The 13,044-nt window shown below is 68.6% G+C and carries 9 protein-coding genes; 4 read left to right on the top strand and 5 right to left on the bottom strand.

The genetic code is table 11. The features are described from left to right. Positions 1-189 precede the first annotated feature (189 nt). Positions 190-1,194 (bottom strand): pyridoxamine 5'-phosphate oxidase family protein, encoded by a 1,005-nt coding sequence (locus PUT80_RS20470; protein WP_037805867.1) that lies wholly within the window; start codon positions 1,192-1,194, stop codon positions 190-192. 329 nt (positions 1,195-1,523) lie between these two features. Between PUT80_RS20470 and PUT80_RS20465 the strand changes: the two genes are divergently transcribed. After that, positions 1,524-2,258: a GntR family transcriptional regulator gene (locus PUT80_RS20465; protein ID WP_037805865.1), complete on the top strand. Its 735-nt coding sequence runs from the start codon at positions 1,524-1,526 to the stop codon at positions 2,256-2,258. A 115-nt stretch (positions 2,259-2,373) separates the two neighbouring features. Here the strand turns inward: PUT80_RS20465 and PUT80_RS20460 are convergent, their stop codons facing one another. The 4 genes from PUT80_RS20460 to PUT80_RS20445 form a co-directional block, all read right to left on the bottom strand. Next, positions 2,374-3,768 carry an OFA family MFS transporter gene (locus PUT80_RS20460; protein WP_275293149.1) on the bottom strand — a complete coding sequence of 465 codons (1,395 nt, stop codon included), beginning with the start codon at positions 3,766-3,768 and terminating at the stop codon, positions 2,374-2,376. 159 nt (positions 3,769-3,927) lie between these two features. Beyond that, the gene (locus PUT80_RS20455) at positions 3,928-6,066 is read right to left on the bottom strand and encodes an acetate--CoA ligase family protein (protein ID WP_037805861.1); all 2,139 of its coding nucleotides are present in this window, start codon (positions 6,064-6,066) and stop codon (positions 3,928-3,930) included. Between the two features lie 2 nt (positions 6,067-6,068). After that, positions 6,069-7,298: a formyl-CoA transferase gene (gene frc / locus PUT80_RS20450; protein WP_037805860.1), complete on the bottom strand. Its 1,230-nt coding sequence runs from the start codon at positions 7,296-7,298 to the stop codon at positions 6,069-6,071. Positions 7,299-7,314: 16 nt separating this feature from the next. Then, positions 7,315-9,345, bottom strand: coding sequence for a thiamine pyrophosphate-binding protein (locus tag PUT80_RS20445; RefSeq protein ID WP_275293148.1), 2,031 nt, complete (start codon positions 9,343-9,345; stop codon positions 7,315-7,317). 737 nt (positions 9,346-10,082) lie between these two features. On the opposite strand from PUT80_RS20445, the gene sucC reads away from it, so the two are divergent. The 3 genes from sucC to PUT80_RS20430 are packed head-to-tail and all read left to right on the top strand — an operon-like array spanning position 10,083 to position 13,040. Next, on the top strand, positions 10,083-11,243 hold the full coding sequence (gene sucC / locus PUT80_RS20440; RefSeq protein ID WP_134661551.1) for an ADP-forming succinate--CoA ligase subunit beta: 1,161 nt from the start codon (positions 10,083-10,085) through the stop codon (positions 11,241-11,243). Between the two features lie 3 nt (positions 11,244-11,246). Continuing rightward, positions 11,247-12,134 carry a succinate--CoA ligase subunit alpha gene (gene sucD, locus PUT80_RS20435; RefSeq protein WP_134661552.1) on the top strand — a complete coding sequence of 296 codons (888 nt, stop codon included), beginning with the start codon at positions 11,247-11,249 and terminating at the stop codon, positions 12,132-12,134. Between the two features lie 51 nt (positions 12,135-12,185). Then, positions 12,186-13,040 (top strand): LysR family transcriptional regulator, encoded by an 855-nt coding sequence (locus tag PUT80_RS20430; protein WP_275293147.1) that lies wholly within the window; start codon positions 12,186-12,188, stop codon positions 13,038-13,040. The last annotated feature ends 4 nt before the right edge of the window (positions 13,041-13,044 follow it).

The raw sequence follows: 13,044 nt of genomic DNA, 5'->3' as shown, positions 1-13,044 counted from the left end.
CGGTTCCACGCTCAGCAGCAGACCGCTGGCGGCCGTGTCGGTGTCGGTTGTCATGCGTTCTTGAGCCATCCGGACCTCGCAACGTCGACGACTGGGCGCGCCTCACGCTACGGGAGATCGCCGGGACGGACATCGGTCATTTGAGTAATCTTCGCCGGGCCGATGATCACCCTCAGCCCACCCGGCGGCTCACAGATTCTGCCGGTAATCCTCGTCGAGACCCGCTCGGAGCAGCGGTTCGTTCACCCCGGCCCGCACCAGTTCCGCAGCCGCGCCCGCGGTCTCGTTCAGCTTGAGGTGATCAGTCCAGATGGTCGACGACCGCGGCAGGTCGGCGAGATCGACGTGCCGGGCGGAGTCCCACAACCCGGACTCGCGCAGTGCGTCGTTCCGCGCGAGCCGGACGGTCTCGACCTCCACCTTGAGCACCGCTTTCGGGGTGCGGTTGCGCTCGGTCATCGACTCGCGCAGCCCGTCCTCCGTGCTGACAACCGCCTTCCCGGTGATCTCCAACGTGCGAACGTCGCCGGGAACGACGGCCAAGACAGCCACCTCCGGACGCTCGACGACATTGTGGAACGTGTCGGTACGCCGGTTGCCAGGCCGATCAGCGAGCGCGACCGTCGTCGGCCCGATCATCCGGGCCACGCCGGGCGGATCGCCCTTCGGACTGGCGTCGGCGCACCCGGAGCCGTCCCGCGACGTCACCACCGCGAACGGTGCGGCAGCAAGGAAAGCAGCCGCCGCGGGACCGAGCGCAGTCCCTTCTTCGACGGCGTCCTCCGGCGCTGACCCCGGTCCCCACAGGTTCGAGCGGAGGACTGCTTTGCCGCAGTGCAGGAATGCTTCCTCGACGAGAAGGCCGTCTTCGGCGAGGGTTCCATTGATCCGCAAGGTCTCGCGCCACCCCGGGACGAGCACCAGCAGCGCGGCACCGGTGCCCGGCGCGGCCGACGACGGGACCGGCAGCCGCAGCCATGACCTAGACTCCGCGACGGCGAATCCTGGTGTCCCGCCGACCAGTTCGGCCCGCTGTCGTCCCCCGGCGTCGACATAACCGAGCACGGCGGCCGGGCTGTGCGCGAGCAGGGCGAGGCAATGCGGGTCGAGATGGTCGATCGACTTCATCATGACCGGCAGCGGCCGCTCGCCCACGACGCGTTCCAGGTCCGGCACCGCACGGATGATCCCCATGGAGTTAGGTTAGCCTAAGCATCAGATCCCGGCGGACGAGCTTCGCGCATCAGGATCCGTGCCGATGCCCAGCGTGCACGACGCGCCGACCGCCACGGATCCACCTCCCCGTCGGGAACGGCCGACCGCCCGCGGATCCACTTCCCTGCCGGACACAGACCGGCAACCGCTCCCCACCAGCGTCTGGCTCCCTCGCCCGGCCCGGCTCGCCACCCGCGCGAGGGAAGATCGCCCACGTGATCCAGAATCCTGGGATTTTGCATACTAAAACCTGTATCCTGAAAACTGAGTTCCTCGAATCCCGCCGCTGATCCCACCCGAGGTGCACCGTGACCGAGTCCGTTTCTCCCCTGCCCGAACGCGGGCCCACCGGCCGCCGGACGGCCAAGGGGTCGCTCTCCGGAAAGAGCGCCAACCGGGTGGAGCGGCCCGCGCCGCTGCGGCAGGTCGTGTACGACGCGCTCGCCGAGCTGATCATCAACCGCACCCTCGAACCCGGGCAGCACCTCGTCGAGGCCGACCTCGCCGAGTACCTGGGCGTCAGCCGCCAGCCGGTGCGCGAGGCGTTGCAGCGCCTGCAAAGCGAGGGCTGGGTCGACCTGCGTCCCGCGCAGGGCGCGTTCGTGCACCTGCCCACCGACGAAGAAGCCGACCAGCTCCTCGGCGTCCGGGCGGTGCTGGAGACCCACTCCGCGCGTCTCGCCGCGGCGTGTGCGACGGACGACGACATCAAGCGGCTCTGGGAGCTGCAGGACGTCGGCATGAAGGCCCTCGCCGCGGACGACAGCGAGCGGCTCGTCGCGGCGAACGCCGACCTGCACGCGTACATCACCGAGCTGACCGGCAACGCCGTCCTGACCGAGCTCATCGGCCTGGTCGACCGCCGCGTGCGCTGGTACTACACGCCGATCGCCCGGCCTCGCGGGCGCGACGCGTGGCAGGAGCACGCCGCGCTGATCGAGGCGATCGCGGCGCACAACGTCGAAAAAGCCGAGAAAATCATGGCTCAGCACACCGAACGCACGCGCCAGGCATTCCACGAACGGCCCGACGCGGCGGAGTGATCACCGCGCGCGCCGGGTCGGCCAGCTGAACGGTCCCGCTAGGAAAAACAAAGCAACCCGGGAGCGACGGGGCGGGTGCCAGCCGTCCCGTCGCTCCCGGGCCCGCAAGGGAAATTCAGTTGCCTGCCGCCGGAGCGGTGCGCGCGATCCGCTCGCCCGCCTTTTCCGGCGAGCCGCGGCCGGAACGTCCCGGCTGCCGCAGGAACAACGTCATCACCGCGGACAGCAGGGCGATGCACCCGGCCAGCACATACGCGCCGGTGTAGCCCCACGCGGCGATCACTCCGGCCGCCAAACCGCCGCCGCCGACACCGCCGACCAGTTTCGCGCTGTAGACGATGCCGTAGTTCGTCGCGTTGTGGTTCTCGCCGAAGTAATCCGGCACCAACGCGGCGAACAGCGGGTAAAACGCGCCGCTGCCGAATCCGGTCAGCACCGCGAATACCATGAACCAGAACAAACTGTGCGTCTTGCCCGACCACAGCACGCCGAATTGCGCCAATGCCGCGATCACCAGCACCCAGAACAACGTCGCCTTCCGGCCGATCCGGTCGGAAGCCCAGCCGACGATCCCCCGGCCGACGCCGTTCACGATGGCCAGGATTCCCGCCGACGAAGCCGCCACGAAGGCGCCGAACTGGCTTTCCTTGGCGAAATCGACCTGGAAATTGATCCCGAACAGCGAAACCCCGCCGATCACCACGAGGGTGACCCACATCAGCGGCAGCATTCCGGTGCGGATCGCCTCCATCGGCGTGAACTGCCGTACCGCGGGCGGGTTCTTTTCCAGGCTCCGGGCCTTCCCCGCCGCGCTGCCTTTCAGCCAGGCGATCGGGTCGACCTCGGCGGGCCACCAGTTCTTCGGCGGGTCCTTGAAGACGAACCCGCACAGCCCGACCACCACGAGCATGTACAGGCCGATCGCGTCGAGCGTGATCGTCACGTTCTCATGGCTGAGGAAAGCGCTGAACAGGTAAATGAACGGCACCGAACCGTACGCGAACCCGCCGTTCACGAATCCGGTGCGGGCGCCGCGTTTCTCCGGATACCATTTCCCGACCATGTTGATGCAGGTCGCGTACACGAGTCCGGCGCCGATCCCGCCCAGCACCGAATACCCGATGAACGCCACCACCAGATTTCCGCTGTGCGCGATCGAGAAGTAGCCGATCCCGGAACACACCGCCCCGGCCAGCATCGCCGTTTTCGCCGAAACGATGTTCTTCTCCCGGAGCCGGCCGGCCGGGAAAGCGACCCCGGCCTGGAACACGGCCCAGATGCTGGCCAGCCAGAACGCGTCCGACAACGACCAGCCGTATTTTTCCTCCAGCGTCCCCTCGACGGCTCCCCAGCCGTATTCGAAAACGCTCACCGCCATCATGGCCACCCACGGCAGCCAGACCATCCAGCTGCGGGACCGGCCCATCAGGTCCCGGGGGCTCTCCCCGATCCGGTACGTCCGCCCGTTGTCGTCGACGATCTCCTGGTATGTCGGTTGGGCTGCGGTCATGAGAATTCTCTTTCGTCACCGTTGACTTCGGTTCCCGTGCCGGGCTGTCTCCGTTCCCCCGAGCCGGGACGCGACCCCGCGTCCCGGCGTCCCTTCCTCGCCGCACTCCGCTGACCAGCGGTTAGGTGTCGGGCAACGTACGCCTCCCTCCGGACTTGATCAAGGCAGCAGACCCGCCGAACGCGCCCACCGGTACTTCGCGCCGAGCACCGCGACCGGCTTTTCGGTCGTGTAGGGATAGGCCACGACGCCGTGCGCGTACAGGTGCTCGCTGGCCTGCTCGACCTCGACATCTCCGGACAGCGACGCCACCACCGGCTTGTGGACGCCCTTCCGCCGGAACTCCTCCACGACGTCCACGACCAGCTCGGCGAACACCATCGGCGGCGTGACGATCGTGTGCCAGTAACCGAGAACCAACGAGTGAATACGATCGTCGGACAGTCCTAACGCGATGGTGTTCCGATAGGTCGACGGCGGCTCGCCGCCGGTGATGTCGACCGGGTTTCCGGCCGCGCCGAACGGCGGGATGTACTCGCGGAACGCGGCGTCCAGGTCGTCCGGGATCCGCATCAGCGTGAGCCCGTTGTCCACACAGGCGTCCGAAAGCAGCACTCCGGAACCACCCGCGCCGGTGATGATCACGACGTTTTCGCCCTTCGGCGTGGGCAGTTTCGGCACGCCTCGCGCGTATTCGAGCAGGTCGTTGAGGCCTGGTGCGCGAATGACACCGCTTTGGCGCAGGATGTCGTCGTACACGCGGTCGTTGCCAGCCAGTGCGCCGGTGTGGGACCCGGCCGCTTTCGCGCCTTCCGACGTCCGTCCCGCCTTCAGCACCACCACTGGTTTCTTCGCGGACACCCGCTTCGCGGTCTCGGCGAACGCGCGCCCGTCCTTGAGGTCTTCCAGGTGCATGGCGACGAGTTCGGTGTTGTCGTCGTGCTCGAAGAAGGTGAGGAGATCGTCTTCGTCGATGTCGGCCTTGTTCCCGACGCCGACGATCGCGGACACGCCCATCCCGGCCGACCGGCTGAAGCCGAGGATCGCCATCCCGATCCCGCCGCTCTGCGAGGACAGCGCGACGCCGCCTTTGACGTCATAGGGGGTGCAAAACGTCGCGGACAGATTCTCCGGCGTGTAGTAATAGCCGTAGATGTTCGGACCCAGAATCCGCACGCCGTGCTTGCGCGCGATGGTCAGAACCTCGTTCTGCAGCTCGATGTTCCCCGTCTCGCCGAAGCCGGACGGGATCAGGATCGCCCCGGCGACGCCCTTCTCGCCCGCCTCTTCCAGCGCCGCCGGCACGAACTTGGCCGGGATCGCGAAGACGGCCACGTCCACGTCGCCGGGCACGTCCGCGATGCTCGGATACGCCTTGCGATCGAGGATTTCCGCGGCCTTCGGATTGATCGGGTAGATCTCGCCCGCATAGCCGCCGTTGACGAGATTCTTCATCACCGAATTGCCGATCTTCCCGTCCTCAGCGGACGCGCCGATCACCGCGACCGCGGCCGGTTTCATGATCCGGTTCATCGCCGCGAGGATCTCGTCCTGGCTGAACCGCACCGGTTCCGCGGCCGCCGCCGGGTCGACGAGGATCCGCACGTCCACCGCGGTCGCCCCGTCGCCGGTGGCGAGCACCGGGTTGAGGTCGACCTCGGCCAACTGCGGAAATTCGCTGACCAGCTGCGACAGCCGATGCACGACGTCGGCCAGCGCCGCCTTGTCGACCGCCTCGCTGCCGCGCACTCCATTGAGGATCTCCGCGGCCGCGATACCGTCCACCATGGACATAGCTTCGTCGGTGCTGGTGGGCGCCAGCCTGAAGGTGACGTCCTTCAGCACCTCGACCAGGACTCCGCCGAGTCCAAACGCGACGATCTTGCCGAAACTCGGATCGGTGACCGCGCCGATGATCACCTCCTGCCCGCTGGTCAGCATCTGCTGCACCTGCACGCCGGTGATCCGGGCCGAGGCGTCGTAAGCCTTGGCGTTAGCCAGAATCTTGGCGTAGCCGTCAGCGACTTCCTGTTCGCTGCCGAGGCCGACGAGCACGCCGCCAGCTTCGGTCTTGTGCAGGATGTCCGGCGACACGATCTTCAGCACCACCGGAAGGCCGATTTCCCCGGCCTGTGCCACCGCTTCCTCCGCGGAAGTGGCGAGCCGTTCCTGCGGTGTCGGAATGCCGTATGCCTCGCAAACCGCGCGACCCTCCGGTGCGGTCAACGCGGAGCGGCCTTCCTCGGCTACTCGCTTGAGAATTTCTTCGACCGCCGCGCGGCCCGTTTCCGTCGTCATCGTCAGATCACGCCCGCCGTGCGCAGCTGCTCGACATCCGCCGCGCTGTAGCCGAGTTCGCTGAGCACCTCGTCGTTGTGCTCGCCCAGCAAGGGAGAACGCTCGACCTCCACCGGCGAATCGGACAGCTTCAACGGGCAGCCGACGGTCTTGAACGCGCCGCGCTCCGGATGCGGCACCTCGACCACCGACCCCAGTTCGGCCAGCGTCTCGTCCTCGATCAGCTCCTTAGTGGACAGAATCGGTCCACAAGGGATGTTTCGGGCGTTGAGCAGCTCCATGACCTCCCATTTGGTGCGCTGTTCGGTCCATTCCTCGACCATCGCGAACACCTTGTCCAGTTTGGACAGCCGGGCCTCCGGGGTCGCCCAGTCCGGGTCCTCGGCGAGTTCCGGGCGCCCGATCAGCTCGGTCAGCGGAGCCCAGCCGACCGGCTGGACGATGACGTAGATGTAGTCGTTGGGCCCGCCCGGCGCGCACCGCACCGCCCAGCCCGGCTGGCCGCCGCCGGACGCGTTGCCCGACCGCGGCACCTCGTCGCCGAACCGTTCGTTGGGGTACTCGCCCAGCGGCCCGTGCGCCAGCCGCTGCTGGTCGCGCAGCTTGACCCGGCACAGGTTGAGCACGGCGTCCTGCATCGCGACCTGCACCCGCTGCCCGCGCCCCGTGCTCGTACGCTGGTACAACGCCGCCAGAATCGCCGCGACGAGGTGGATGCCGGTGCCCGAATCGCCGATCTGCGCGCCGGTTGCGGTGGGCGGTCCCTGTTCGAAGCCGGTCGTGCTCATCGAGCCGCCCATCGCCTGCGCGATCACCTCGTAGGCCTTGAAATTCGCGTACCGGCCCGGGCCGAAACCCTTGATGGACGCGTAGATCAGGCGCTCGTTGATCTCGCGGAGCCGATCCCAGGAGAACCCGAAACGGTCCACGACGCCGGGTCCGAAGTTCTCCACCAGCACGTCCACTGAGGACACCAGCTTGGTGAAGACTTCCTTGCCCTGCTCGCTTTTCATGTTGAGCGTGATGCTGCGCTTGTTGGCGTTCAGCATCGTGAAGTAGAGACTGTCCACTCCGGGCAGATCGCGCAGCTGGCCGCGCGTGATGTCGCCGCGTCCGGGGGTTTCGAGCTTCACGACGTCCGCGCCGAGCCAGGCGAGGATCTGCGTCGACGACGGTCCGGATTGGACGTGGGTCATGTCGAGGACGCGGACGCCCTCCAGTGCCTTTCCCATCTTCGGCTCCTCCCGACTACTTGTACATCGTCTGGTTCATGGTTCCGGGGGCGTAGGCGTCCGGGTCGACCCAGACGTTGATCAGCGACGGCTTGCCGGATTCCCGGGCGCGGCGCAGTGCCGGGGCGATGTCCGCCGGGTCGCGGACCTCCTCGCCGTAGCCGCCGAGCATCCGGGCGAACTGGTCGTAGGGGACGTCGCCGAGGGTGTTGCCGATGCGTTCGCGGGCCAGGCCGTATTTCTGCGCCTGGCCGTAGCGGATCTGGTTCATCGACGAGTTGTTGCCGACGATCCCGACGAATGGCAAGTCGAACCGCACGAGCGTCTCGAAATCCCACCCGGTAAGGGAAAACGCCCCGTCGCCGAAGAGCGCGACGACCTCTTGGTCCGGCCGCGCGTGTTTCGCGGCCAGCACGAACGGAATCCCGACGCCGAGTGTCCCGAGTGGACCGGGATCCATCCAGTGCCCCGGCGCTTTCGGCTGCACAACTTGGCCGGAGAACGTGACGATGTCGCCGCCGTCGCCGATGTAGATCGAATCCTCGGTCAGGAACTCGTTGATCTCGTGCACCAGCCGGTACGGATGGATCGGATTCGCGTCGGAATGCTGCTGCGGCAACCGCTTCTGCTTGGCCTTTTCTTCGACCGCCCGCAATTCCTCCAGCCACGGCTTGCGCCCCACCGCCCCGTTGTCCACCCGGCCGGACGCAGCGTCCGCGACCGCGGCGAGGATCTGGCCCGCGTCGCCGACAATGCCAAGGTCGATGTCGCGGTTCTTCCCGACGGTCCGGTAGTCGAGGTCGATCTGCACCACTTTCGCGTCCGGGGAAAGCCTTTTGCCGTAACCCATCCGAAAGTCGAACGGTGTGCCGACGATGACGATCACGTCCGCGTTGTCGAACGCATAACGGCGGGAAAGCTGGAAATGGTGCGGATCGCCCGGCGGCAGAGTTCCGCGGCCGGCGCCGTTCATGTAGGCCGGGATGTTCAGCGCGCGGACGAGTTCCGTCGCGGGCTCGGTGGCGCGGGTCGTCCAGACTTGGCTGCCGAGCAGAATCGCCGGTTTCTTGGCGTGTACCAGCAAATCCGCGAGCTTTTCCACATCTGCCGGATCGCCCGCGTTGCGCGTGGAGGCCCGATAGCGGCCGGACTGCGGGATGCGCGCGTTCTCCGTCGGCACGCGCGCGTCGAGGACGTCGCGGGGAATCTCCAAAAAGGACGGTCCGGGCGCACCCGCGAAAGCTTCCCGGAACGCCATCGACACCAGGTCAGCGGCCCGCGCGGTGTGAGGGACGGTTGCGGCGAACTTGGTGATCGGGGTCATCATGTCCACGTGCGGGAGGTCCTGCAGCGAGCCCATTTTGTGCTGGCTCAACGCGCCCTGGCCGCCGATCAGCAGCATTGGACTCTCCGCGCGCAACGCGTTCGCGACACCCGTGACCGCGTCCGTCGTCCCCGGCCCCGCCGTGACCACCGCACACCCCGGGCGGCCGGTGATCCGCGCGTACCCGTCGGCCGCGTGCGCCGCGACCTGCTCGTGGCGGACGTCGATGACGCTGATGCCCTCGTCGACGCAGCCGTCGTAGATGTCGATGATGTGGCCGCCGCAGAGGGTGAAGATGGTGTCCACGCCTTCGGCTTTCAGGGCTTTCGCGACCAGGTGGCCGCCGGAGATCGTGTCCGGCGCTGCCCCGGTGGTGGCCGGGTGCTGACCTGCAGTCTCGCTGGCTTTGCCCGGGTTGCTCCGGCTGGTTTGCCCGTTCTCGCTGGCCTTGTGTCCGGCGCTTTGGCGGGTTTCGTTGCTGGCCTTGCTTCCGGCGCTCGGGCTGGTTTGCTGGTCCTTGTCCCCGGCGCTAGGGCTGGCTTGCCGATTCTCGTCTCCGGCGCTCTGGCTAGTTTGCCGATTCTCGTCTCCGGCCCTCTGGCTGGCTTGCGGGTTCTCGCTGGCTTCGCCGACGGGGTTCGCTTCGGCCTTGTCCCCGGTCTGCCCGCTGGCGTTCTCGCCGGTGTGCTGGCCTGCTTGCCGGCCGGTCGTGGTGGGCGACATGCGCAACTCCTCCTGTCCCGCGCCGGACCTCTCTGACCCGCGCGCTCGTCCCGGTCTGCTCGTGCCTCTCCGCGGCCCGCCGGATCTGTCGCCGCAGGTCAGCGGCTCGTCGCCGGAAGACTGTAGATTGCATACCGTATGAGGTAGGCATTAGACTTACTCTTCGAGCCGCCCGCTGTCCAGGGGCATCCGCAGGTTTGTCCGGCCGACCGACCGGACGATCCGCCACCGGCTTCGACGGGCGGCTCCCCGGCTGATTCGCGGGGTCGGCCTGCTGTGCGGCACGCGCGGCGGGGCGGCTCATCGGCCGGGGTTTGGTGACAAGGCGGGCGTCGTTGCTCGGCCGAGGTGCTCGGTGGCACTGCGGCTAGCCGTCGGGGCGCTCAGCCGAGCGGGCTGCGGCACGGCAGGAAGCCCGTCGGGCCGCTCGGCCGAGGTGCTCCGTGGCACGGCGGCAAGCCCGCCGGGGCGCTCAGCCGAGCGGGCCGCGGCAAGGCTGCAAGCCCGTCGGATCGCTCAGCTGAACTGGCTGCGGCGCGGCGGCCGGTTCGAAGGTCGGTCGCTCGCGCGGCACCCGGCGGCCGAGTCGTTCGCCGCGAGGCCATCCACAGCCCAGCTATCCAGACCAGCCACCCACGGCCCGGCCAGAAACCGCAGCCGAACCAGCAAGCGCTCCGCTTCCGCAGAACCACCAACCCCGAAGAATCCGCTCCCCCGCCCGCAAGGAAGGAATTCCGATGGACCTCTTGGAACACCAAGCGCGCGACCTCTTCGCCGCGCACGGCGTGCCGGTTCCCCGTGGCCGCGTGGCCGCGACGCCGGACGAAGCGCGCGCCGCGGCCGTCGAGATCGGCGGGCCGGTTGTCGTCAAGGCGCAAGTCAAGACCGGCGGGCGGGGCAAGGCGGGCGGGGTCAAGCTCGCGGCCCGGCCCGAGGACGCGGCGGCGGTTGCCGACGAGATCCTCGGGATGGACATCAAAGGGCACCGCGTGCATCGCGTCCTCGTGACCGAGGCCAGCGATATCGCCGAGGAGTACTACGTTTCCTATCTCCTCGACCGCGCCGACCGGAGTTTCCTCGCGATGGCGTCGGCGGCGGGCGGGATGGACATCGAGGAGGTCGCCGCGACCCGGCCGGAGGCGCTGGTCAAGGTGCCGATCGACATCCGGGTCGGGGTCGACCTCGTCAAAGCGCGCCGGATCGCGGCGGCGGCACGGCTTCCGGTCGAAGCGGCGGGGGTGCTGGTCCGGTTGTGGGACGTGTTCACCGCCGAGGACGCGACGCTCGTCGAGGTCAATCCGCTCGCCCGCACGCGCGGCGGGGAGATCGTCGCGCTCGACGGGAAGGTCACGCTGGACGGCAACGCCGCGTTCCGGCATCCCGGGCATCGGGCGTTCGCGGAAGCGGACACCGGGGATCCGCTCGAGCAGCAGGCCGCCGAGCAGGGGCTCAACTACGTGAAGCTCGACGGCGACATCGGCGTGATCGGCAACGGCGCCGGGCTCGTGATGTCCACTCTGGATGTAGTGGCTGCCGCGGCGCGCGACGCGGGCGCGGTCGGGCCGGCGAATTTCCTCGACATCGGCGGCGGGGCGTCCGCGGAGATCATGTCGGCCGGGCTCGGCGTGATCCTCGGGGATCCGGATGTGCGCAGTGTGTTCGTGAACGTCTTCGGCGGCATCACAGCGTGCGACGCGGTCGCGGACGGCATCGTGAAAGCGCTGGCGCTGCTGGGCGATCGCGCGACGAAACCGCTGGTGGTCCGGCTCGACGGGAACAACGTCGCGGAAGGAAGGCGGATCCTCGACGAGGCTGCGCATCCGCTGGTGACAGTCGTCGCGACGATGGACGACGCCGCACGCGAAGCGGCCAAGCTCGCGGCCGGGACGGAGGGCTGAACGATGGCGATTTTCCTCGACAGCACGAGCCGGGTCCTCGTTTCCGGCATCACCGGCGCGGAAGGGACGAAGCACACCCGCCGGATGCTGGCCGCGGGCACGAATGTCGTGGGCGGGGTGAATCCGCGCAAGGCCGGGCAGACGGTTTCCCTTGACGGACACGAACTGCCGGTCTTCGGTGGCGTCGCTGAGGCCATGACGGAGACCGGTGCGGATGTAGTGGTCTTGTTCGTGCCGCCGCCGTTCGTGAAGGACGCGGTCCTCGAAGCGGTCGACGCGGGCATCGGGCTCGCAGTGGTGATCACCGAGGGCGTGCCGGTGCACGACTCCGCCGCGTTCTGGGCGCACGCGCGCGACAGCCGCACCCGGATCATCGGGCCCAACTGTCCCGGGCTCATCTCCCCCGGGCTGTCGAACGCCGGGATCATTCCCGCCGACATCACCGGCCCGGGGCGGATCGGGCTGGTGTCGAAGTCCGGAACGCTCACCTATCAGCTCATGCACGAACTCCGCGACATCGGCTTCTCCAGCTGCATCGGCATCGGCGGCGACCCGGTCATCGGCACCACGCACATCGACGCGGTCGAGGCGTTCGAAAAGGACCCGGACACCGACGTGATCGTGCTGATCGGCGAGATCGGCGGCGACGCGGAGGAGCGCGCGGCGGCGTACGTGCGGGAGAACGTCCGGAAGCCGGTCGTCGGGTACGTCGCGGGATTCACCGCTCCCGAAGGCAAAACCATGGGACACGCGGGCGCGATCGTGTCCGGGTCCTCCGGGACGGCGGCGGCCAAGAAGGAAGCACTCGAGGCGGCCGGGATCCGGGTGGGGCGCACGCCGAGCGAAACCGCGCGGCTGGTGCGCGAGGTGCTCGCCGGGACCAGCGCGTAACACGCGTAGTACTACGACCGGAGTGGTTCAAAGACGAACCCAGGAGGACGGATGGACCTGCGGCAGCTGGAAACCGTCGTGGCGGTGGCCGAGGAGGGCGGGTTCACCGCTGCCGCGCGTCGGCTGCATACCGTGCAGTCGACAGTGTCCACTGTGGTCCGTGCGCTCGAACGCGATCTGGGCACCGAACTGTTCGAGCGCAACACCCACCGGGTCGCGCTGACGCCTGCGGGCAAAGCGTTTCTCCCGGCGGCGCGAGCGGCGCTCGAGGCGGCCAGCCACGCTCGGGCCACCGTCGACCGGGCGCGCTGGGAGATCACCGGCGAGGTCCGGATCGGGGTCATGCCCGGGGCGTGGCCGGAACCGCACCGGGCGCTGAGCGCGTTGCGCCGGGACCATCCCGGCGTGCGAGTGCTGGTGCGGACCGCGCCGCCGCATCAGCTCCGCGAGGCGGTCGTGACGTCCACTGTGGACATCATGGTCGCCGTCGCGGGGTGCGCCCCGAGCGACGGATTGGTCAGCCGACCGGTCCGGCGGGAGGAGATGGTGCTGGTCACCGCGGCCGGCGACGGAGCAGCGGACCGGCCGGTGTCGGCCGCCGAAGCCGCCGGTACCGCGGTGGTCGATTTCGCGCCGGGCTGGGCGATCCGGGAGGCCACCGACCGGACGTTCCAGTCGGCTCGGGTGCGCCGGACCGTCGTGCACGAGGTCACCGACGCGTCCGCCGCGGCGGAACTGGTCCGGCACGATCTCGGCGGCTGCGTGCTCCCGGTGTCCGTCGCCGCGCAGTTTCCCGACCTCACCGGCCGCCGGTTCACGCGCGGCGGCCCGACGTGGAACATCACCGCGACCCACCCGGGCGATCCGCGGCCCGCGGTGGCGGCGGTGTTGCGGCACCTGACCTGATCCA

The organism is Amycolatopsis sp. La24 (assembly GCF_029087445.1).
In the GTDB taxonomy this organism is placed as follows: domain Bacteria; phylum Actinomycetota; class Actinomycetes; order Mycobacteriales; family Pseudonocardiaceae; genus Amycolatopsis; species Amycolatopsis nivea.
The sequence above is the reverse complement of the archived record's forward strand: the minus strand, read 5'-3'. Positions and strand labels throughout refer to the sequence as shown.